21 protein-coding genes and 2 pseudogenes are annotated in these 23771 nt (G+C 36.5%); 9 read left to right on the forward strand and 14 right to left on the reverse strand.

All coding sequences use genetic code 11. From position 1 onward, the window contains the following. The first annotated feature begins 57 nt into the window (after window positions 1-57). On the forward strand, window positions 58-1080 hold the full coding sequence (locus tag BUB45_RS18285) for an IS256 family transposase (protein ID WP_073013154.1): 1023 nt from the start codon (window positions 58-60) through the stop codon (window positions 1078-1080). On the opposite strand, the gene BUB45_RS18290 is transcribed toward BUB45_RS18285, so the two are convergent. From BUB45_RS18290 to BUB45_RS18310, 5 genes and pseudogenes are all read right to left on the reverse strand, one after another. Next, window positions 1051-1476, reverse strand: a complete 426-nt coding sequence (locus BUB45_RS18290) for a hypothetical protein (RefSeq protein WP_073013156.1) — start codon at window positions 1474-1476, stop codon at window positions 1051-1053. The genes BUB45_RS18285 and BUB45_RS18290 overlap by 30 nt on opposite strands. Before the next feature lie 182 nt (window positions 1477-1658). Next, a pseudogene (locus tag BUB45_RS18295) lies at window positions 1659-2758 on the reverse strand (IS4 family transposase). 431 nt (window positions 2759-3189) lie between these two features. After that, complete coding sequence (locus BUB45_RS18300; protein WP_084723814.1) at window positions 3190-4251, reverse strand: alpha/beta hydrolase fold domain-containing protein; 1062 nt, start codon at window positions 4249-4251, stop codon at window positions 3190-3192. Window positions 4252-4375: 124 nt separating this feature from the next. Continuing rightward, a complete protein-coding gene (locus BUB45_RS18305; RefSeq protein ID WP_073013158.1) occupies window positions 4376-4726 on the reverse strand; it encodes a DUF2200 domain-containing protein in 351 nt (116 codons plus the stop codon). 109 nt (window positions 4727-4835) lie between these two features. Continuing rightward, complete coding sequence (locus tag BUB45_RS18310) at window positions 4836-5801, reverse strand: helix-turn-helix transcriptional regulator (protein WP_073013160.1); 966 nt, start codon at window positions 5799-5801, stop codon at window positions 4836-4838. 100 nt (window positions 5802-5901) lie between these two features. On the opposite strand from BUB45_RS18310, the gene BUB45_RS18315 reads away from it, so the two are divergent. The 3 genes from BUB45_RS18315 (at window position 5902) to BUB45_RS18325 (ending at window position 8825) form a co-directional block, all read left to right on the forward strand. Beyond that, window positions 5902-6435 carry a dihydrofolate reductase family protein gene (locus BUB45_RS18315; protein ID WP_425303975.1) on the forward strand — a complete coding sequence of 178 codons (534 nt, stop codon included), beginning with the start codon at window positions 5902-5904 and terminating at the stop codon, window positions 6433-6435. A 329-nt stretch (window positions 6436-6764) separates the two neighbouring features. Next, a complete protein-coding gene (locus BUB45_RS18320) occupies window positions 6765-7514 on the forward strand; it encodes a spr1630 family ClpXP-sensitive toxin (protein WP_073013164.1) in 750 nt (249 codons plus the stop codon). A 102-nt stretch (window positions 7515-7616) separates the two neighbouring features. Beyond that, window positions 7617-8825, forward strand: coding sequence for a spr1629 family repressor/antitoxin (locus BUB45_RS18325; protein ID WP_073013166.1), 1209 nt, complete (start codon window positions 7617-7619; stop codon window positions 8823-8825). A 112-nt stretch (window positions 8826-8937) separates the two neighbouring features. Here BUB45_RS18325 and BUB45_RS18330 read toward each other — a convergent pair whose 3' ends face one another. The 5 genes from BUB45_RS18330 to BUB45_RS18355 form a co-directional block, all read right to left on the reverse strand. Further along, the gene (locus BUB45_RS18330) at window positions 8938-9207 is read right to left on the reverse strand and encodes a hypothetical protein (protein ID WP_244527772.1); all 270 of its coding nucleotides are present in this window, start codon (window positions 9205-9207) and stop codon (window positions 8938-8940) included. A 492-nt stretch (window positions 9208-9699) separates the two neighbouring features. Then, on the reverse strand, window positions 9700-10146 hold the full coding sequence (locus tag BUB45_RS18335) for an SMI1/KNR4 family protein (protein WP_073013168.1): 447 nt from the start codon (window positions 10144-10146) through the stop codon (window positions 9700-9702). A gap of 10 nt (window positions 10147-10156) precedes the next feature. Beyond that, window positions 10157-12265, reverse strand: coding sequence for a T7SS effector LXG polymorphic toxin (locus tag BUB45_RS19435; RefSeq protein WP_084723816.1), 2109 nt, complete (start codon window positions 12263-12265; stop codon window positions 10157-10159). A 315-nt stretch (window positions 12266-12580) separates the two neighbouring features. Beyond that, complete coding sequence (locus tag BUB45_RS18350; protein WP_073013169.1) at window positions 12581-13093, reverse strand: hypothetical protein; 513 nt, start codon at window positions 13091-13093, stop codon at window positions 12581-12583. Between the two features lie 75 nt (window positions 13094-13168). Next, a complete protein-coding gene (locus BUB45_RS18355) occupies window positions 13169-13399 on the reverse strand; it encodes a hypothetical protein (protein ID WP_244527773.1) in 231 nt (76 codons plus the stop codon). A gap of 432 nt (window positions 13400-13831) precedes the next feature. Between BUB45_RS18355 and BUB45_RS18360 the strand changes: the two genes are divergently transcribed. From BUB45_RS18360 to BUB45_RS20010, 5 genes and pseudogenes are all read left to right on the forward strand, one after another. Next, window positions 13832-15325, forward strand: a complete 1494-nt coding sequence (locus tag BUB45_RS18360; RefSeq protein ID WP_073013173.1) for an aldehyde dehydrogenase family protein — start codon at window positions 13832-13834, stop codon at window positions 15323-15325. Window positions 15326-15828: 503 nt separating this feature from the next. Further along, window positions 15829-17019 carry a coenzyme F420-0:L-glutamate ligase gene (locus tag BUB45_RS18365; protein WP_073013175.1) on the forward strand — a complete coding sequence of 397 codons (1191 nt, stop codon included), beginning with the start codon at window positions 15829-15831 and terminating at the stop codon, window positions 17017-17019. Window positions 17020-17329: 310 nt separating this feature from the next. Beyond that, window positions 17330-17629 (forward strand): annotated as a pseudogene (locus BUB45_RS20530) (IS30 family transposase); the annotation flags it as partial. Between the two features lie 178 nt (window positions 17630-17807). Next, window positions 17808-18371 (forward strand): hypothetical protein, encoded by a 564-nt coding sequence (locus tag BUB45_RS19440; RefSeq protein ID WP_084723818.1) that lies wholly within the window; start codon window positions 17808-17810, stop codon window positions 18369-18371. Window positions 18372-18389: 18 nt separating this feature from the next. Further along, window positions 18390-18530 (forward strand): hypothetical protein, encoded by a 141-nt coding sequence (locus tag BUB45_RS20010; protein ID WP_170861788.1) that lies wholly within the window; start codon window positions 18390-18392, stop codon window positions 18528-18530. Between the two features lie 288 nt (window positions 18531-18818). On the opposite strand, the gene BUB45_RS18375 is transcribed toward BUB45_RS20010, so the two are convergent. The 4 genes from BUB45_RS18375 to BUB45_RS18390 all read right to left on the reverse strand — a co-directional run bounded on the left by BUB45_RS18375 (window position 18819) and on the right by BUB45_RS18390 (window position 23405). After that, window positions 18819-20732 (reverse strand): 3'-5' exonuclease, encoded by a 1914-nt coding sequence (locus tag BUB45_RS18375; protein ID WP_073013177.1) that lies wholly within the window; start codon window positions 20730-20732, stop codon window positions 18819-18821. A 247-nt stretch (window positions 20733-20979) separates the two neighbouring features. Then, the gene (locus tag BUB45_RS18380) at window positions 20980-21150 is read right to left on the reverse strand and encodes a FeoB-associated Cys-rich membrane protein (protein ID WP_073013179.1); all 171 of its coding nucleotides are present in this window, start codon (window positions 21148-21150) and stop codon (window positions 20980-20982) included. 17 nt (window positions 21151-21167) lie between these two features. Then, window positions 21168-23180: a ferrous iron transport protein B gene (gene feoB, locus BUB45_RS18385; RefSeq protein ID WP_073013181.1), complete on the reverse strand. Its 2013-nt coding sequence runs from the start codon at window positions 23178-23180 to the stop codon at window positions 21168-21170. Window positions 23181-23183: 3 nt separating this feature from the next. After that, window positions 23184-23405, reverse strand: a complete 222-nt coding sequence (locus tag BUB45_RS18390; protein WP_073013183.1) for a FeoA family protein — start codon at window positions 23403-23405, stop codon at window positions 23184-23186. Window positions 23406-23771: the final 366 nt, after the last annotated feature.

Consider the following 23771-nt stretch of genomic DNA (forward strand, 5'->3'; position numbering starts at 1 on the left):
GACCCTTTGTGTAGAATAAAGTTAGCACACAAAATTCACAGAAAAGAGGTCTTCCCTATGAACCATCTTACTACAGATTTAATTGAAGCACTAGCAAAAAAACAAGATATTGAAGAAGTTTTTCGTCGTCATTTAGAAGAAGCTATTAACCAACTACTAAAACATGAATTAACTGTATTCCTGGATTACGAACCGTATGAACGCAAAGGAGTTCATTCTGGTAACTCTCGTAATGGATTTTATAACCGTACTTTTAAGACGGAGTACGGTGAGCTACAACTTCGTATACCAAGGGATAGGAACGGCGAATTTCAACAACAAACAGTGGCTCCATATAAGCGTTCCAACGACACGCTGGAACAGTTTGTTATTCATCTTTATGAAAAGGGAATTACAACAGATGAAATCGCACATTTAATCGAACGAATGTACGGACATCATTACACCAAACAGACCGTATCTAACTTAACCAAATTGGTAGCAGAAGATGTACAAGCATTTCATGAACGTAAATTAGAAAAGCGTTACGCGTGCATTTACTTAGATGCTACTCAAATCCCTATCCGTCGTAACACTGTAGAGAAAGAGTCTGTATATATTGCAATTGGAATCACGGAAGACGGCATAAAAGAAGTATTAGATTTTACTATTGCACCAACAGAATCCGCACACGTATGGGAAGAATTAATGCAGGAACTATATCAGCGTGGTGTTGCAGACGTTCTGCTCTTCATCTCAGACGGTCTAACTGGCATGACAGATGCCATTCACCGTGTCTATCCTAAAGCAAAGCATCAGGTGTGCTGCGTCCATGTTGCCCGCAATATTGCTAAGAAGGTTCGTGTCAAAGACCGTTCAGAGATACTTGGTGACTTTAAAACTGTTTATCATGCCATAGACAAAAAAGAAGCCCTACAAGCGTTAGAACAGTTTCAAAGCAAATGGGAAAAGACATATCCACGTGTCATTGACGCAGTCGTAAAAAATGAACAATTATTAACATTTTATGAGTTCCCTGCCTCTATTCGACGGAGTATCTATTCCACAAATTTAGGGGTTATCAGCCGTTGCTTGAACTAGCTTTTCTACGGAGCTCTTTTCTCCTTGAGCTGCTCTCTCTCTGTAGATTTGATAATCAATTCCGATAAACGGCAGGCATATGAAACGTAGTTCCATTTCATCGATCGTATTAACATACGTGGTGAATTCGGATAAATCGGCAAACTTCCGTTGATGAAGTATTTGTAACAACGACTTCCATGTGTTATTTTGCTCAACGAAATTGAGGTGGGCCAATAGTTCATCCGTTATAGAGTTTTTTATTTCATCCCAATATTTTTCTGATCTTTCTAATGTCTGTAATAGTTTACTGTTTGTAATTGCGGCAATACCTAAAGCGCTTTCCCAAAGAAGAGAATACGTTAATTGAACATGGTATGTCTCCCTTTTTCGACTAGTCAGTTGTAAAATATCCACTTCTCTACCTCCCTCTATTATTTGGGATAGTATATCACTAGCATTGCATAAATATGGTTTGAAAATTCAGTAAACACATTCGCAGGATTTTTTGCCAAAAAGACAAAGGCTAAACAAAGGTGGTCTGTCCATTTGGAAAAATTATACAATTAAACTATTAGCAACAACGACACTGTATGTATTTACGGAATAGATCTATCGTCAAATCTGCGAATCCAGATGTACGCAGGTTTCCACAGCGCTTTATTTAACCAGCGGCTAATTCGGAGTAAGGACTTCTTACTCCTCATCTCTAACTGGATAAGTACATGTAAACAGTAAGCAATAAGTGCAAGGAAAATTTGATTTTGAATGGCAGTTTCGCTCATGCCATAAAAGTGTTTGATCTTTACATGCTGTTTGAGCCACTTGAAAAATAGCTCAATGGTCCATCGTTGACGGTAAATTTCACTAATCTCTTCGGAGTCTAGATCGAAACGGTTAGTAATTAGTCGTAGAATGTTTCCCTTTGTATCCACTACTTCAAGTAGGCGGAATACATTCTCTGTACGATTTTGCGTCGAACCGATGTAAACCATCTTGTCGGATAAAACCGTAGAATCTTTAGGTATAGAAAATGATTCTACTTCACGAGTGATGGCGTTTTTCTTCAGTCTTGATACGAAAAAATAGCCTTCATCTGTCATTCGATCAAATCGTTCATAATCAACGTATCCACGGTCAAACACATACATGGCTTCTTTGTCGTCTACGAGAACTTCCAGTTGATTTCTGTCATGTTCTTTGGCTGTTGTAATCACTGCTTTTTCAGGATAGACGGTGTCTTTATTCATAAATACAAGTCGTAAATGTAGCTTAACTCCTGCTTTTGTTTTACGGAACTTTGCCCACTTATGATTCGTTAAGTTCAATGGAAGCGTGCTAGAATCAATGATTTTCAATGGCATGTATTTCCCGTTTTTAAATTGGATACCTTTTATTTTGTAAACAAGGTCCAAGAATAAATGGGAAAGGATCATTGGATTCATTTCATTATTCTTCCTTGATAGCTGAGATGTACTAATTCTTTTTGAAGTCCATCATCTATTAGGGCATCGCTCATTTCTTCCAAGCTCTCGAATCCTTGCAGTTGGGCAAGTAACATAAGCTTTATATACGCTGCAGTTGTTAGCTTTTTTGTGTAGTAATCTTGTTTATTTTCTTCTACTTGTTCAAATAGTTTTTTCGTATTTATAGGTGAAACCCATTTACCAAATGATGATTTTAGTGTTTTCTTGTCCATACGGATTATCCTTTACTTTTGGATTTGGACAGGAACCACCTGTACTTCCATTGTAAAGGATTTTTTTGTATCATGAACACGTAATTATTGAACATTTTCAGTATTTTGAATCATCAGGTTTATTTAATGCAATGCTAGTGATAGAATATATATCTTTGTTAGTACTAGGAATGCATTAGAATAGGTATAGTATGAAAAGCATTTATGCTTCTTGGCAAGCTCTAGATCATGCTAGATGAAGGGAATAAAGATGCTCTTATACAATCATTAGGAAAACCTGCTTAACGCCGAAGTCACAATGGCGCAAGTTTATTTCACTTATACTTTAAAGCCGCCTAAAACTTTTCTATAGTAAAACGAAGGAATCCAGCAATAAACTGAATTCCTTTCTCTCATACTGTAAACGCTAGCTGAATCATTCTCCTATCCATTTATTCCGCTTCTAAGATAAACTTCACGGACTCTTTTAGACAATCGTCTGCTTGGACATAGTCACCGACCTTATCCATAAATCCGTGAATCATTCCGTTATAGCGTAAGCAGTACACATCTGCGCCTGCTTGTTTCGCTTTTTCATAAAACGCGTCTCCTTGAAGGCGTAGTGCGTCATATTCCCCAGCAATATATAAAGTTCGTGGCATGTTTTTTAATAAATCTTCCTTCACATTATACGGCGAAATCATCCAGCTTTCTGCATCCGCACTTTGAATATACCATTTATCAATAAAATAAAAGAAATGCATAAATCCTTTTATATGCTCATGCACCAAGTCTTCATGTTCATGTGCATAAATTGCAGATAAATCATAAAATCGTTTTAATAACGCTTCATTTTTCCCTTGGTATACAACGGGGTAAATGGAGACGGCATGGTTAATATAATTCGTTCCGTATAACCGGTCTAATAAGGAAACGACATACGTTAAATTACCCCCAGCTGAATCGCCCATGACATTGATATGATTTGCATTTACTTTTAATTCCTTGTGGTGATGATGAATATAAACGACTGATTGATGTGCGTTTATAACCGCTTCTGGGTAAGGGTGTTCTGGTGCTAAGCCATATTCTACGGAGAAAACACGTACCTCCGCCAAATCTGCCAACCGTCTACATGGTAAATCAACATTATTTAAAGAACCACCAAAAAAACCTCCCCCATGATAGAATATGATGGCTGGTAATACGTCATTTGCTATAGCTTTTTTTACATATGTTCGAACAGGGACACCCGCAAATTCCGTGTCTTCTACCATTAGTTCATTTGTAGTAATATCTTTGGCATTGGACCAACCGATTCCAGCACGCATCATCTTGACTGTAGGTTCGCTCGTCTTTTCTTCTGAAGATGATTCCTCTGCAGCCATACTTAGCTCTTCAAGCGTACGTGGGTCGATATGACCTGACTCGTCTTTTCCCGGCACAGGCTTTACTTGCATTCGCGTATCATCTGTGTTCACAGTCTTCATTAGCCGATCTGTTTTTACATTCATGATAATCTTCCTTTCAAATAAATGAATTTGTTACTAAGAAATCGCTTTAATGAATGGAGTAATTGTTTTAATTAAGTACTTATGTTTAGGAATTAGGTTTTGCTTAAATTTGCATTGCTCCTCATTATTTACGCAATATTTTCTCCATCGCTTTTCCCTTGGCTAATTCATCAATCAGTTTATCCAAATAGCGAATTTCCTGCATCGTCGGTTCTTCAATGTCCTCCACTCGAACGCCACAAATAACTCCTTTAATGAAAACCCGTGAAGGATTTAATTGCGGAGCTTGCGCAAAAAAGGTCTCAAAATCAGTCTGTTTTTCTAGTTGCTCCTCTAACTGCTCTTGGCTATATCCTGTTAACCACCGAATGATTTCATCAACTTCTGCTTTACTACGTCCTTTTCTCTCTGCCTTCGTTACATAATGTGGATAAACACTGGCGATACGCATCGTATAAATCTTATGTTTCGTCATCATACACGCCCTTATTTTTATATTTGCCTCATTTTAACACGAAAAATAGTCAAAAATCATCTAACACAGTATTAGGTGCCCTCATCTTTGAACAATTCAAAGAGCAAACTTATTCGGCACTTTGATAGTAGTCCATAACAGACTTAGCAAGCGCTACGATTTTATCTGGAAGGTCCTTTGGCGAAAGCACCTTCAGTTTATTTCCAAACCCTAATAAAAATTCAATCGCCTCTTGCTCATCATGAAAACGTACAGTCGCTAATAGCCATTGACTATCACGTTGATGCTCAGTTTCTATAACTTGAACAAACTTACCTGTAAACCGAAGCCGCTGCATTATTTCTGGGTCTACTTCTACTTGCACATCATACTTAGGTAGATTTTGAATAAAATCCGCTTTTGACTGTTCCCAATATGCCGCTAAGTTAAAATCCTGTGGTCTGTCAAAAATTCTCTCTTCAACCTTTGCGTAGTGTATGCGTGAAACTCTATAATTACGTAACTCTCCATTTCTTAATGCGACTAGATACCAGTTACTCCCTTTCGCCACCAACCCTAATGGATCAACTAATCTTTCTTTTCGTTCACCATTAGCTTGTTCATAATGCATGCGTAACTTTTTACTTTCCCAAACAGCTTGTTGAACAATTTTAAGAGCGCGCACTTTTCCCTCGGATTGTCGCCAAGTGCTCGCATCGATGTGAATTCTTTCCCACATGGTTTGCGCTTCATTCCGATACGTATTTGGTATAGCTGCAAATAATTTTTCCCTCGTATCTAACGCTTGGCTATTTAACCCTAAATCCTCAAGTAATTTTCCTGAAGGGAAGAGAAATAGGGCTTTCATGTCATCTATATGTAAGCCACTTAAGGTACTGCGAAAGTTATCTAACAGACGCCATCCCCCCTCCTTCCCCTTTTCCGATACAACAGGAATCCCCGCAGTACTTAATGCGTCCATATCTCTTAGAATCGTTCTAACGGAAACTTCTAATTCACTAGCTAAATCCCTCGCCGTCATTTTCCCTCTATTTTGCAACAAAATCATAATCGTCATTAATCGATCTGCTCGCATAACACCAGCCCCTTTGGTTAAAAAACAATTTATAAATATGACAAAAGATGTCATATTTAAAGTATATACTTAATCTATAGCTACGGAAAGGAGAATGATTGTGAAGCAGCATCGAAATGTCGTATTATTTATCGCCGCAAGCTTAGATGGATACATTGCCACGAAAGACGATTCTTTAGAGTGGTTATTTCAAGTAGATGGTGAAGGAGATAACGGTTTTGCAACGTTTTATGAAACCGTTGATACCGTTTTAATGGGGAAAAGAACCTATGATTGGATTATGGAACAGGACATGCAAGAATTTCCCTATAAGAATAAACAAAGCTATGTATTTACGAGGTCTTCTGTTACGGAGATGGAGAACGTGAAGTTTATATCTGACGATGTGTCTGATTTTATTCAGCATTTAAAACATCAAGAAGGAAAAGACGTTTGGATCGTTGGCGGAGGCGAATTATTGCATACTTTTCTACAAGAAAAACTGCTAGACGAACTTATCCTGACCGTTGCCCCAACTATTTTAGGTGATGGAATTCCATTATTTAAAAAAGGCGATTACCAATTAGATCTTTTCTTGAAAAATACGAAGCGATTTAATCAATTTGTTGAATTGCATTATAAAGTGAAAAGGTGAATAGAATTAGAAAAAGGGATGATGTAAAGCAACAGCTCTTCTATTAGAGCTGTTTTTCTTTGGTTTTAAAACCAACACGCTTTCATCAAGCAATATAGAAAGTGTTCTGGAAAAATTAGCGTTTCTGCGCATACAGTTTTTAAATGTAAGAAAACCAGAGAGAAGTATCCTAGCTACACTAACAATAACAAACATTCAAATATTCCTACGCAACACTATAAAACTACATCAAATTATCACCAAAACTTTAAAAATATGAATATAAATCATATCATTTCTTTACTAATTAAGGTAGAATTGTTCCTAGAATGATAGAAGGAGTGGTAGGTATGGAGCAATATAAGTTTAACCCCAGTGATGGCAAAGAAATTGTTACTGCCATTGTTGAAGGCTACCGAGATTATATTGAACACCGTAAAGATTGTCATGATAAAATGGTGATTAGCTCTGCATTCGCATGGACGAAAGGCAATTTTATAGAGAGCAAATTGGCAGAAATTAGTTCTGATCTCAAGTTCAAGTATAAACGAGCAAAAGCTGGACTCACTTGGGATTATTTGCAATTTATTAACGGTGAAAAAAAGCAGCTTTTCCTAATTAAAAACGCTGCTTACTTTAATCCAAATTGTTTTTCTCAAGCTGTTTCACCGAATAGAAAGAGCATAGACAGCAGAAGAACCTACCTCTACGAACTTTCTAAAATAAACCAAAATCTACAATTTCCGTCTGACATCCATACAGAGAATGAATTTTTCAATGAAGAAAGCGTGCAACTTTCCCTTTTCATTTCGGAACAACATATAAAAGAGGATATAGAAAACTTTCACGCTTCTTTTAATGAATTCCATATTCTCACGTACAACATTGACGAAGCATATCAAATTTCAGAGATTATGCATTATTTACCTAACCCAGCGAATAATATAGCATATGAAATAGAAAATTTATCAGAATATATTTCTGGTGCCGAGTTAACAAATGAAGAAAGAGAAATTATTGCACCAGATCAAGATAGTGATATCATGGACCCTGCAGTTTTTGACATTGGTATCTTTGAAGAAAAGGACAAAAAGAATTAGCATTTTCTATCACTATACAATTTAAAAAGGGAGCCATATGAAGAATGGTTTTAATTTTTATGGCTCCCATTATCTTATGAAAATCAAGTAAGGGGGAGCGCTATGTTTATTGGTGAAAATTTAACAAACCTTCGTATCATGCATGGATATTCACGCAAACAGCTCTCTGACATGTTACATATAACCGAACAGGCAGTCTGGCAATATGAAAATAACTATACATCACCGAAGTTGCAAATTGTCAATCACTTAAAATCCATTTTTCATGTGAAAAGTAAATATTTTTATCATCAAGATGTTCTAAAACGTTACTTTACAACGGGAAATATACCTGTTATGAATATTGCCTATCGTTCAAAATTGAGAAATGTCATTTCAAAAACAGAAGCAGAAGCAAAGCATATGGAATATCTGGATAGTTTTATTAATTATATAACGGCCCATTTAAGTATGCCAACACAAAACATTATTCAGTTAAGAGATGAAGTCATTCATTACTTAAATAGCACATTAGATGAGCGGAGCGAGCAAATAAGTAACGTAGCTAAACTCGCACGAAAGCGATTAGGATTGCGTAATGATACAAACGATGATGTTATGTTTCTCATTGAAAAAAGTGGTGCCTTTATATTTGAAAAGTCGATTGGCGAGGAAATTGACGCTTATAGTTTATGGACAGAAAAGCAACGCCCTTTCATTGTATTAGGGAATAGGAAGCATTCCGCTGTACGCAGAAATTTTGATCTTGCTCATGAACTTGGCCATTTATTACTCCATTATAAGGTGGAATTTACTCATCTGGATGGTAAGGAACATAAGAACATGGAAGATGAAGCGAATTTATTTGCAGGTGCTTTTCTATTACCAGAAGAAGATTTTCTAGAAGACCTAAACACCATCTCTTTTATTACCAATCCGGATGCATACCTTGATTTAAAAAAGAAATGGAAAGTATCGTTGCAGGTTCTAGGTTATAGAGCCGCACATTTAGGTATAATGGATGCGAAAAAACATCGTAACTTTTACGCATCCCTACATCGTAAAGGGTATTTAAAACGGGAACCATTAGATGATTTGCTACCAATACAAAAACCACAAAAAATAAAGTCCATTATTGATTTAATTGCCAAAAAAGGGATTATCGATATTCATAAAATGCTGGAAAGAGACTGGATGGTAGAGGTTGATTTTTTGCATAGACTCACTGGAATTGATAAGGGATTTTTTACTAACTATTTAGTTATGGATCAAGATTTTGAGCTCGTTCATGTCAATAATATTACATCTGTTGTGCAAAAGAAGAATGGGTAACATATACCGTTAAAAAGCAAAGGAAGCAGCAACAAAAGTGTTTCAAGGCTATGGATGGATGCTTGATTCTGAGCTTTAGTTAATATATGTAAGCTGTTAATTAAAAAGCTGTTTAAATCGTTAGCTCTCCGTTGAACGGGGAGCTTTGCCTTCCATTATCTATACTTTTTGAGTTTCTTGATACTATCCCTTTTGGCCCCCTAATTGTATGATCTACTTTTGGTACTAATATAGCAGGAACTCTTTTCCAATCATAGCTATTTATAAATTTTTTCATAACCACTTTTTGTCCAACGTGATGCGCTTCTAAACCTGATAGTCCTCTAATTTCACTATAAGTACCTATATCATATTTTTTTAAAGCTTTCTGTTGGTTGTACATAATCAGCCAACTCCAGTTGTAATTGCTATAAATGCAAAGACTCTCCCATTCACAAACTCTGTTTTATATGATTTAATCGTTGATTCAGCTACAGCGTTATCATAAGGGAATCCTTTTGAGCTAAGAGAACGTTCGATTTGAAATACAGTTAATGCTTCATCAACGACTTGATTATCAAATTCTTTGCCACAATCCGTGTTAGAAATAGCGACCTCTTGTAGATTTGCTGGAATACTAGCTAAGCTTTCATAACCAATTAATGGTTTTTGTTTGCTCCTGCGCTATATCCAATGATTTCTCAATTAAAAAGGTCGACAAATAGGCAGACGTAATTACATTTTCCAGCCACATCTACATACGTCAAGTCGCTTGCAACTGAATATTAAGTACTTATTTAGACTTCGAGCGAACGTTGCTACAGAAAAGTCTACCCGTTAGAGTAGGTTATACTAGCTATATATTTGCTTAGGAGATTCTCTATCCAACGAACAATCATCTAGGAATATCTAATTGATTTAAAAATTCTTCAAAACTATTGGCTATTTTATACGTATTTGCATTTTCATTTGATTTATCAAAGTAAAATGAATGATCCCAATAGTAGATGCCATCGTGTTCGTTATCTGCAATTAATACAATTAATCCCGACCCAGGATCATCACCTATCACTAAACTATTAAATAATAAATCATCAGCAAATTCATCATACCAAGTTTCTAAATCGAATGTTTCATCATCAACTCCTATTCCATATAAAACATCTAATTGTATAATTTGATTCAGCTCTTTAACAAAGAAAGTACTATATCTTTTTTTAGATGTACCACCATTATATCGTAATAAAAACTGTTTATAGTCAGTAGGTAAAGAAAAGCCTATCCTTATTTCAAAATTGCTGATTAATTCTTCTGTTGCTCCTTTAAAAGGGTTGATGTTCATAGTAACACTCCTATTCTTTTGATAACGCCATACCACCGCGGTGCGTAAACCTTCTATGCAATATTTTATTTACTTCTTGCATCGTTTTTAAATCTTCGTGGTGATGCCAAGTATTTTTTGAAGATTTAGGTCCGTTTGGTGCCAGTTTATCTGCTACTTCAAAGTCTGCAGAATAACTTTTAAATTTTCTTAGTTGAACTTCTTGTATTACTAATCCAGCTGATTTAAAATCGGGAAAGCCATTAGGGTAGGAAACTTTATTTGGAGGCACTTCCCAATCAATATATGTCCATATGCCATGTTCGTTAATTTCGATTCCCCCACCTTTCTTTTGCCATTTAATCGGATCACGGGAATAAGGTGGTTTTGAAGCTAATTGTTCTTTTGTGAAACTTAAAACTTGTTTTTCCTTCTTCACTGTATATTTACTGTTCTGTTGATAATCTTTAAGCGCGCCTTTAACCTCATGTTGATTAACCTTATTGAAATTTTTATTTGTTTTTTGATTACTGCTCTCCTTTTTTAAGGCATTACTTCCCTTACTCACTGTATAATGATAGCCGTCTGTTGTATCCTTAACTACATTGACTTTAGGTATTTGTGTTCTCATCCATTCCTTTATATTCAATATCGTAGGAATTTTTAGAGAGGACCTTGTATACGTATTATCTCTAGAAATTACTTCTCCAACATCATTTCGGTTCACCAATTTACTACCAGATTTTGGATTAGAAAGGAACGTCTTTGCACCAACAACAGTAGAAAATAGCCCAAAACTAGATAACCAATGTTCTTTGGAATACGTTTCTTCAGGACTTATTGTCCCATGCATCATGTCAACTCCACCAATAGTAAGCCAGTTAACAAAGTCTTTTGGTGTATGCAACATGCTTTCTTCCCTGACCTGCAGACCTTTTGAAAAGTCCTGTCCCTTATTTAATGCACCAAAAGTAATATAATTTCCGAAATCATAAAAAGTGTCGAATTTAGCTTCATTTCTATCCTCTGCTGCTTTTAATACATCCGAACCTATCTCTCGAAACGCTTGAGCAGATTTTTGAAATAGATTTTGCCTACGATCATCAGGAATTGATGATACCAATTCGTACGTCACGGAACCATCTGATTCTTTAAATTTTCTGACTTTTCTGTCGTCGATTAGTGTATAGTACTCCCCATGCCATTCTTTTTTATAGTCGGAGACGTTTATTGTGGAAACCACTTGGTGCTCAATAGTAGAAAACTCTCTTGCAGTTAAGCGATCCCCTGATGCTGCCACAGCTGCCTGCATTGCTCGGTAGCTATAATCCATTGTTTGTAGCCCGAATTTTTTCTGTAGATAATGCACGAACAAGTTTGCTGGTGGCAAATGCTGAGATAATAGATACTTGCCAACCTCACCAAGCACCGTCTCTAGCCCAACGGCATTTCGAACAGCCTTACTCCTAATGCCGCTTATTAGCTCTTTATGAAACCTTTGATCTGCTAATTGCCGTGCTTGGTAATTGCCAATATGTATTTGGCCATGATTCCCTAACTCGCGGATTTGGCTAATGTAGTTTTTCATCATGTGAATATCTTGTTCAATCGGTTCCAGCTTAGCTGTATTATGACGATCCAATTCATACAACTTTTCTAGGGTCTTATGGGTCTTTTTCTTTCCCTGTTGTACAATATCCAAGAACTCGCTATCATCTATCTTAGGTAAGTCCACAATATCACTTACCGATTGGATAATAGCATTCGCTTCATCTGTTAAATCCATCGTAACTTGTTCCATCCGTTCTAATCCCCGTCGTACATCTTGAGAAATAAAATCTTCTCGAATAACCCCGTCTTTATCTGGTTCCATGTACTGAATCGACTTCTTCATTTCCTGTAAAGTATCGGTGTAATTCGTAATAAATCCCTCTAGAAACAACAGAAACGGCATGTGCACCTCTTGATAAAAGGCACGAATAGAATTAGCCAGTTTTCCTTTAAATTCATCCTCCAAAGCTATCATAGCTTCTATACTCTTCTGGATGTTTTTCACTTGTGTATGTATTTGTTCTAGGCGTGATATCGTTTTGTCAATATAGCTATGGAGGTCGTTCACATAAAGCGCCTTAATGAACATCCCCTCCCATTGGCAATAATTTAAATGTAACCCCTTTTAGTTGCATTATACTAAAAATATAAGATATATGGAATTGTTTGTAGAAAGCAATATGAAACACGTAATACTCATAAATAAAACTAATTGGTGCATCTCACACATGATTTGCGTGGCACCCCTCTATGCAATCATCTTACTAGGATTTGGATGGTTGTTTTTTGGCTTCAAAATAGCAACAATCAAACAGGCAAAAGAGATCATTCATATCCAGCTCTAGAAAACTAAAATAGGGCTCGTCAAAAAGGAACTGACCTGCTAACCACGATAAGTTCTAGCTTATCTCATGGAATCTTCCGCATTTACCCAAAGCATGGCATCTGTCTCATAATGAGCAAGCACATCTTTAATTTCCTCAATGGCTTCACGTTCATATTCTTTTCTTACATGTTCACAAATCCTAGGATTTCCATACCCTTTTAACGCTTCCTCGTATTGGTCAACAAGTGCCATTAAGGTTCCAGATAAAAGCAAATCAGTGTTCATGAGGGAAGCTAATTGGTGTACCTCATTTATGATAGATTTCGCATTCGCATCATTCCAATTATGATAAACGAGACCTAATAATATTTGAATAGATAGAGCCCCCTTATATCCATGTGAAATTTGACTTAATAACTCAATCGCTCTCCCTCTATCTTTGGTTAACGATAGGTCAAAAAAGGCAAAAGGGATATCCTTAACATCATTTTTTTCAATGTAATGATCCACCCAATGAATAACCTCCTCCACAGTAAAAAAGTGAATGAGTAATCCAAGTCTATAAACATCAGCAATTATTTTTTGTTCCATTGCAACACCTACTTATATATAATTTTGCACACATACAATTATAAGTTACCATACATCCATTGCGTCTTTTCTAGTTCATTCCCTACGTTTCATGATTAGAAGTAAGGAAATAATTAGTGTGACTATAGGAAAAGTAATATTCCAGCTAGATAAATTAGCTCCATATAGTATCAACTCCAATAAAATGTTTGCTAATAATGTAGCAATAACTCCTAGCATAATTTTTTTAGTTATCCATACCACTAATAGCCCCAGGGATATAACAATAAAAGGTATGATGACTAGTTGTAATAAAAACGGGTCCATTCCTTCATATACCATCAAATAGGATCCTCTCTTTCTTCCATGACAATTAGGTGCTACTGCCTTTTTAAATATACAACATTTTCCAACAGAAAACATTCCTTAGAACAACTTGGCTGTCAGATTTTTTTCCCATACTTTAATTCATAAAACTTTTATGCTTTCTTATAGAGAATTGGATAATTAAATACAAGAGGGATATATGGACGAATTGCCCCTTTTTTTCAATCTTTTCTTTGGCAATACGCTTGGTTTACCACACTGCGCCCTATATTTTATACGAATTTAAAACTCCATTCCGCATAGAGAAGGCATTACCCCATATTATATCTATCACATTCTTTCTCCTAAGCTGTTTCTTTGTAAACCGTTTCAATCCCAAGTACAATAGCTAATATAAGTAAATATTTTACAAGAGAAAGGGAGTAAAAAGTCATGAACAGCAAAGTGAACACAGAACAACTTATTGATCCATCTTATAAATTATATATTGATGGCAAGTGGACAGAAGGCACCGAGGGAAGAAAACTAGCAAGTTATAGTCCGAGTACAGGCGAAAAACTCTCTGAAATTATTGATGCAACACACGCCGATGTCGATGCAGCAGTAGAAGCAGCGACAAAAGCATTTCAATCTTGGAAAACCGTTGGCATTGAAGAAAGAAGCAAATTACTTCTACAAATTGCTGATTTGATAGACAAAAACGCAGATCATCTAGCCATGGTGGAAACGTTAGATAATGGTAAACCAATTAGAGAATCACGCGGTGCTGATGTTCCATTATGCGCTGACCATTTCCGCTATTTCGCTGGCGTTATTCGTTCTGAAGAAGGAACTGCCAAAGAGCTAGATAATGATACATTAACGTTAACGCTAAAAGAACCAATTGGAGTAGTAGGGAAAATTATTCCATGGAACTTCCCATTACTAATGGCGGCTTGGAAAATCGCTCCAGCCATTGCAGCAGGGAATACGGTTATTATTCATCCATCTTCCTCTACGTCACTTAGTTTATTAGAATTGGCTAAGTTACTAGACCAAGTGTTACCAGCAGGCGTCGTCAATGTGATTACCGGTAGAGGTGCTGATTCGGGTGATTATATGCTTCACCACGAGGGGATTAGCAAATTAGCCTTTACAGGATCAACAGAAGTTGGTTATACCGTAGCCAAAGCAGCCGCTGACCGTTTAGTGCCATCGACATTAGAGCTAGGTGGAAAGTCGGCCAATATTTTCTTTAATGATGCGCCATGGGAACGAGCGATTGAAGGTGCACAATCGGGCATTTTATTTAACCAAGGACAAGTATGTAGCGCTGGATCACGTATTTTCGTTCAAGAAGGCATTTATGATAAATTTGTCAGCGAACTAAAAGAAGCGTTTGAAAATATTAAAGTTGGACTACCGTGGGAAGATGGCGTGCAAATGGGGGCACAAATCAACCAAAAACAGCTAGATAAAATTTTACAATATGTTGAAATTGGCCAGCAAGAAGGTGCTAAACTCATTACAGGTGGTTACCAAATAAAAGAGAATGGTATGGAAAATGGCGTTTTCATGGCACCAACTATTCTTGCTGATGCAGATAACAATATGCGTATCTCTCAAGAGGAAATCTTCGGACCTGTAGCTACGGTGATTAAATTTAAAACCGAAGAAGAAGTAATCCGTTTAGCCAATGACTCCGAATACGGTCTTGGTGGTGGCGTATGGACAAGAGATTTAAATACTGCCTTGCGGGTAGCTCGTAAAGTAGAGACAGGTCGCATGTGGGTGAACCAATATACGAACTTCTCCGCTGGCGCTCCATTTGGCGGTTATAAAAAATCAGGTATTGGTCGTGAAACGTATAAAAGCGTACTCGACGCATATACCCAAACAAAAAACATTTTCATTAGCATGAAAGAAGAAAAAGACGGACTGTATTAATCTTTTGAAAGCTGTGGCAATAAGCAAGCTGCTTATTAGCCGCAGCTTTTTTGAAATAAAACAAATACTATCCATAAGAATGGACTTTCTAACACGATAGAAAATGACAATATATAGGGTCTAACATAAAAGCAAAATAAAGGCTGCACCATAACCCGTCTTCTTTATGTAAAAAGCCACAATAACTCAAACGTCAAAACAAACACCTAGCCTAAGATTTTTACATGAAGGCTTTATATAATACAAAAAGAACTTTCGCCATAAAAACTGGCGCTGGCGGAAAATCTACCTTTTCTAATATGAACTGTTCTTACAGATCCCCCCAAAACACCCTTTCCTTTCGAAAGCAGATTGGCAATAAACACGATCATTCTAGCAATTTTTCTGTTTAACATTCGCTTTTTAACGAACATTTGTATACATTTGTTTTACTTCTTACCCTTTATTCATGTATATTACTAATAGAATGTTTTATTTTAGTTATTCTTTAAGGAGCGATTAAATTGGAAAGAGTAGTCGGAACAGTTGTTAGAGGACTTCGTTGCCCCATTATAAATGAAGGAGACAATATTGAAGAAATTGTTGTCGATAGCGTATTGAACGCCTCTGAAGTGGAAGGTTTTCCAATAAATGATAAGGATATTGTTACAGTTACGGAATCCGTCGTAGCACGTGCGCAAGGGAATTATGCATCAATCGACCATATTGCTACAGATGTTCAAGCCAAATTTGGCGACGAGGCAATTGGCGTTATATTTCCTATTTTAAGCAGAAATCGTTTTGCTATTTGTCTACGTGGTATTGCCAAAGGCGCTAAAAAAATTGTCTTAATGCTGAACTACCCTTCTGATGAAGTAGGAAACCATTTAGTAGATATTGATATGCTGGATGAAAAAGGGGTAAATCCTTGGACAGATGTGTTAACAGAAGAACAATTCCGCGACCTTTTTGGTCATCAAAAGCATACATTTACTGGTATTGACTATATCGATTATTATAAATCCATTGTGGAAGAGTATGGCATTGAATGTGACGTTATTTTCGCCAATGACCCTAAAACCATTTTAAACTACACGAAAAGTGTACTCAACTGTGATATTCATTCACGTTTTAGAACGAAAAGAATTTTAACAGCTCAAGGCGCTGACAAAGTTTACAGTCTGGATGACATCTTAAAAAATTCTATTGACGGCAGTGGTTATAATGAAGCATATGGACTATTAGGGTCTAATAAATCTACTGAAAATACCGTTAAGCTTTTCCCTAGAAATTGTCAACCTGTAGTCGATAAGATTCAGCAGATGCTTAAGGAGAAAACTGGGAAAGATGTAGAAGTGATGGTATACGGAGATGGTGCATTTAAAGATCCTGTTGGAAAGATTTGGGAACTTGCTGATCCTGTTGTCTCACCTGCTTATACATCTGGACTTGAAGGTACGCCAAACGAGGTGAAATTAAAATATCTTGCGGATAATAATTTTGCCGACTTAAAAGGAGAAGCACTTCAAGAAGCGATTAACAACTATATTGAAAATAAAGGAGAAGATCTTGTTGGTTCCATGGAAACACAAGGAACAACGCCGAGAAAACTGACAGACTTAATCGGTTCCTTATCTGACTTAACATCAGGTAGCGGTGACAAAGGAACACCAATTATTTACATCCAAGGCTATTTTGATAATTATACGAAATAAGGAAAGTGCCAGGTGCCAGTGATTTTTGTTGGTGCCTGGCTTTATTTGTTGAAGAGGATATAGCTGAAAGAGTGATCTTTCTGAATAAAATTCTAATAATTCATTCTGTTCCCTCTTTTTTATACTATTAGGGGGATGCTTTATGAATGGATCATCCAGTTCTATAGATTGAATGTTTTTAAAGTTCGAGTTTCACCTCTTTAATGCTAGGTACCATCTAGTTTTTCGTTCTACAAATGTGGAGAAGCATCCCTTGCTTTTGCAGCGGCTAGAGACAACACTATCAAGCTATTCGAACAGTGCATGACGATTACCCGATGGTGCATTTCAAACCGTCACAGTAGATAGAAGTAAAGAATTCGCTTGTTATAGCTCCATTGAACAAGAAACGGACATTCATGTATATTTTGCGCAACTCATGGCAGCGTGGTAGCAATGAGAATACAAATAGTTTATAAGAGAGCTTTTCCCTAAGAAAACCGATTTGTCTAAAGTCTTAGATGCAGAACTACAAAAAGCATTAGTACGAATAAACAATAGACCTAGAAAATGTTTAAATTGGAAAACTACACACGAAACGTTTCAAGAAGAACTGTTGCACTTAATTTAACAAACTTTCCTACATTAAAAATGAAAATAAATAAATATTGAAAATAAACTGTTTTTGATAAAAACAAATAAATGTTTGATTTATTTATAAAATATTATGAATTATTTATGCAACATTGTTAAAATTTACTTTTTATTGTTATAATGTAAATTATTAACTATTAAAAGGAGTGAGTTTAATGATCAAAAAAATGATATGTTCGGTTGTTGCCACAATAACTCTACTAATTTCTATTGGGGGGACTCCCATTTCTGCTACTGAACAAAGTAATGAGATGAAAAATGTAGAATATGTAAAAGTTGATAAAGAATTAGTTGATAAAGCTAAAGAATTAGAGTACAAAATTGATAAATATGTTACTGTTACAGATGAAGGTTTATTGCAATTAGACCCAGTAGTCGAGGATAAATACGGAAAAGAACTTTATAAATTCTTTTTATATGGAGTTTATATGAATAACGATCGAATTATAAAAGGAGAACTCGTTGCTTCAAATAATGGTGTTCTCTCCAACCAAAACGGCTTACAAAATGATATAGATGCACCAATAATGGCTGCAAGTGGTTGTTCATGGTCTAATTATGGAAAAAGTCTCATTGGAGGTGCTACTACTGGAGCTATTACAGGTGGTGTTAGTGGCGCTGTAGCTGGCGGTGTTGGAGCTGGACCTGGCGCAGCAGTCGGTGCTATTGGCGGGTTTGCAGCCGGTGGGGTGAAATACTTCGGTACTTGTTGGTGGTAAGAAAGGGGAGGCTATATGTTGACCAAAAAAAATCAAAATGATAAAGATAATGAGATTACTTTTACTAAACGTAAATTCTACATTTTCATAGGACTAATTATAGGATTAACTATAGTAGTTTATGGGGTAGTTGAACAAGCAATGGAAAGATTTTTTTAAATAATTAAATGGCAAGCTTATTAGATCAGTATAATGCAAGTCTATTTTACAGTATTTTTTTATAGTGTTTTGCATAAATAATCTATTAACTCTAAATAAGCTTTCTTCATTTATTGTTATAATTCATGTACACCTATCTATATTTCATGTCTATTTAATTATAAAGATATAATACTTGGGATATAACTACGCCCCTAAAGTTCAAGTGACTTTAGGGGTGTTTTGTATGTTGTCATAACCAATCATGGATACGGTGTAAAAAATTTTTATTATGTTCCTATTTCACTTTTACGAACCATACTTATTCATTAATTGATTTTCCGCTGTTGCTTGCCTTGTTTCCAAAATATGATCAAAGTAGGTCGTGTATGCGGATTCACCACTATAAGAAATCATCAAATGCTCAATTGCACGCGTCATCCCTATATACATCAAAGCTGCTTCTCTATTTTTATCTTCCTCTAAAGCAAACGGTGTATTATCTGCATTTACAATAAACACCGCTTGAAAATCCAGTCCTTTGCTACTATCAAACGTTGATATTTTTACAGAACCGTCGTTTTTCCTGTAGGTACGTTTAGATTCCTGGCTCTCTGTTACCCATGTATAAGGAATTTGATGCTGTTTCAACGTGTTTTTCAACGTGTTCACAATATCTATTTTATGTGTTCGTTTTACCCGATATAAAATAAGCATTTCTTCATATGGAACGTTCTTTTCTTGATGGAGTGTCATCATTTTCTTGGCTACCATCCGTGTTTCTTCTTGCCAGCTATTGGCTCGTACAAGTATGGGCTCAGGACCTTTACGTCGAGTACTTTGTGGAGGAATAATTTCTTGTCCTTCCACGGTACCCGTAACAACTTTGTTTGAAGCTGCATGTGTTTGATAAAAATCCCAGGCGAACTGAATAATTTGCGATGTATTACGATAATTGATTTGCAAAATTTTAGAACGACCTCTAAAATCAAGCCCTGTATTTTGCAAGTAATTTCTCCCCCGCTGATAGATCGTTTGTGCACGATCTTCCACTAACAACATGGAATACGTATCTTCATTCAATAAGAGGCTAACCAGTTTCAACCAATCAGCTTCAAAATCTTGCCCCTCATCAATGAGTACTGCCTCATACTTAGGAAGAATCGTCTCCTTATTTTTTAACTTCTCTATAATGGTAGGAAGTTGCGCTTCAGATATATGTAAATCTTTTTTCAACCACTCATGGAAGTTCCTTACCGTGATACCTTGCATCCGATCCTCAGGTTCTAAAGTTGCTTCAAATAAATCCGTCGGTTCTTCCATTTTTGCACGCACCATCGATTCAATTGAACGTGAAAGAGAAATATTATAACAAAGAATCAAAATATTCCAGTCTGGATGTTGTTGCTTTATTAGTCTTGCCCAGCTTGCTAAAATCAATGTTTTACCACTACCAGCTACGCCTCTAATTAAACGATTTTTATCCCCTAATTGCTTGGCTAACTTTTCTTGATGTAAATCCATTGTTTCTAAATTATGTAAAGAAAGCAATAACTGGTCTCGATACGGAGCTGCTTGTTTGAACTCACGGCTAATTCGCACTTCTGGAAACAGATGATAACGAATTGCATTGATTTCTTCACTAGATAAAGGGTCCCTTAAACGAAAAGATATAATAAACATGTTCATCAATTTTTCTATTAATAAATCTTCTGAAAATTCATCTTGGTCTGGATCTATTTCTTCACGAGTTAATAGAAAGTTCGGATCTATCACTTCGTAAAGGTCTGTTTTGATACATTGCTTCTGACTTAACCGTGTAAAAACAGTCCCAAACCCACAAGGAAACTTCAAATTTCCTTGATATTTCCCCTCTTGTTGTGTTAAATTTTTGTCTTTTCTTAATAAATTCTGCACAGCAAACATGTAATCTTTCGCTTGTTTTAAGGGCGACTTGACAGTTACTACCCCGTCATTTTTGCTATTAATAATCCATTCTTCTTGCGTAAGACGATGTAGCGTATTAACGGTATAATCTTTCACTTCTAAAACAAGCAAGCCCAAATAAGGCCCAATAATAAGGAAATCTGGTCTTTTTCCGTTAATTTCAGGTTCATAATAAACAATGTAATCATCATCGAGGTATTCTTTTAACGTATGAAAAAGAATACGCTCTCCTGCAGTAGCTGAGCTTCGAATTGATTCCGGTATGGTAATGGCCACATGCTTCTCCCCCTTATCTTTTCCACATAGGTAATATGTACTATACTATCATTAATTGGATAATTTAGGAATACCAAGGAAAGGGATATTGAATTTATTATAAAAAGCCCTTATCTCGAGTAGTCTATCTCGAAATAATAAGGACTTTTTATCACTATATTCTTTTGACAGCAGCAAACATTTCTGAACTATTCATTTCACTTTTTACTATATGCATGTAAAAACGTTACGATTGCCGAAAGAACATCTATTTCATCTCCGTCATAGAAGTGGATTCCGTTTCAGAGCAAGAACCGCTACATGACTTATGGAGTGGACAAGCTGCACACTTGCCTTGTTTGCTTCTTTTAATATGGCGAACCATCATCCAACCCGCATAACCAAATATAATTAAACCAAGGAAGATATTTACGATCATGAATTGCGCCTCCTTTTTTAAAAGAATAGTCCTCCAATTTGATAGATGACAAGGGAAATGATATATGCAATAACCAAGGAATAGATCACGGAAACATAGGTCCACTTTTTAGAAGCCGTTTCTTTTCTAATCGTAGCTACCGTCGCTAAGCACGGGATATACAGCAATATAAATGACATGAAGCTCAATGCAGATAACGCAGAATATTGCGTGCTTAATACGCCCGTTAGTGACGCTGTATCCGGCGCGTGATATATAATATTCATCGTGGACACAACGACTTCTTTGGCTAGAAATCCTGTCAGTAGAGAAGCCGCGGCTTGCCATGTTCCAAATCCTAATGGTTCAAAAATAGGTGCTAACACGCCACCAATGAATGCCAGAAAACTATCATCCATTTCCACATTCCATCCGTGCGGCCCTGCGTAAGTTAGTAACCATATTAAAACCGATCCAGCAAAAATAAACGTCCCTGCTTTACGGATAAATCCTTTCCCTTTTTCCCATGTACTTCTCCATAACGTTAAAGCCTGTGGTACACGGTACGGAGGCAACTCAATAACGAACACACTCTTCTCCTTTTTTAAAAATAGAAAGGAAAATATTCTTGCCATTACCATAGCTACGACAATGCCAAGCACATATAAAGAAAGAACTACTAACGCTCGATGATTCACAAAAAAGGCACCAACGAATAAAGCATATACAGGGAGCCGCGCTGAGCAAGACATTAAAGGAGTTAGCAAAATGGTTAACAGCCTTTCTTTTGGTTGTTCGATGGTACGTGCTGCCATAATTCCCGGAACATTACATCCGAAGCCGATGATCATTGGAATAAAAGCTTTTCCGTTCAGTCCAATCGATTCCATGATGCGATCCATTACCATAGCGACCCGAGCCATGTAACCAGAATCCTCTAAAAAAGAAATCAGGAAAAACATGATAAAAATTTGCGGAACAAACACGAGCACTCCGCCGACACCAGCAATAATTCCATTTAGTACTAAATCCTTTATAAACTTAGAAGCACCAATAACATGCAAGCCATTCTCCGTCCAAGTGGTTAATGGACCAGACATAAAGCCATCTAATACATCCGAAAGCGGTGTTCCTAGCCAATCAAACGTCAACATGAACACGACATACATAAAGAATAAGAAAATAGGCAAACCAAGAAATTTGTTTGTTACAACTCGATCAATCATATCCGTCGTAGTCGTTTTCGTTGACGAGGTGACTATTGTAGTTTGTTCCAATAAATGCGTAATGTTTTTGTCTCGCATATGATAGATGAATTGTCTTAAAGAGTGAGCATATCCGCGCTTTACCAGTTCTTCTTCCACTTCTTGCTTTATCTGTTCCAGCAAAGCTGTATTGGGCATATGCTGCGATACATAGGATATGACACGTTTATTGCCCTCTAAATATTGCACAGCCATCCATCTTTTGTTCAAGTTCACATCGTCTGGAAAAAGCTCGCTCATTTGCTCAATGATTTCTTCTAAAAACCCATAGTCTACTTTAAAAGTAGGAGTACCCGGCGATTTTTTCCTTGTATCGCTCGTTAGTTCCTTTGTTAAAAGATCACAGCCCTTACCAGTTCGAGCAATTATCGGAACTACACGAACACCCAATATATCGCTTAGCTTCTTTTCATTGATTTGAATACCTCTCGATTGTGCGACATCTACCATATTCAGTCCTACGATAAGTGGCTTGCCAAATTCGATTAATTGTATCGTTAGCTGTAGATTCCGTTTTAGTTGCGAGGCATCAACAATATTTAATATTTTTTCAAATTCATCTGTTAATAAAAATTCGGTCACCACTTCTTCATCTTTAGAAAGCGGATTTAAAGAGTATATGCCAGGCAAGTCAACAAGCAAATCTGTTTGGTGGCGAAGCTTTCCTACCTTTTTTTCAATCGTTACTCCGCTCCAGTTCCCTACATATGCATAAGAACCTGTTAAATGATTAAACAGGGACGTTTTACCTGTATTCGGGTTTCCTAGTAAAGCAAACTGTGACATTTGTTAGCTCACCCCTATACGTGATGCCTCTTTACGACGTAAGCTGAGACATTGTCCACATACTTCAACCATGACAGGTCCTCCGAACGGCATGGCGCATTTCAAACAAATCTCTTGTCCTTCCACGAGTCCCATATCAATTAAGCGTTGTTTTACTATATCATTTAATTTTGTAACATCTGATACGACAGCTGTTTTACCTTGCTGTAAATCTGTGAGATTCATGATGTCGTCCTCCTATTACGCACACTATTAATAATGATAATTATTCTCAACTAATTGTATCATATAATAGCAGGGGAAAGCGTAGATAATTTTAACAATTTTGTTGCTTTGTATAGAGAATGTCTAGAATTAGTGAGGGGGAGTGAGATATTTGGCCAATTAAGTGATTATTGCGGATGAATGGAGCCACTTGTGAAGAGTTTTGAACCAATCATAGCGGGGAAAAAACCACCTTTGCGGAACAGTGAATCACTGTTTGAACTAACTCATTTGCAATATTTATTTTAAAATAATTCCACTTAGTTAAGTAAATACATTTATATGTTCAGTTTCGCTTAAATCCATTAAATTGATGGTTGTTAATTT

This window comes from Virgibacillus chiguensis (assembly GCF_900129865.1).
GTDB lineage: Bacteria > Bacillota > Bacilli > Bacillales > Amphibacillaceae > Virgibacillus > Virgibacillus chiguensis.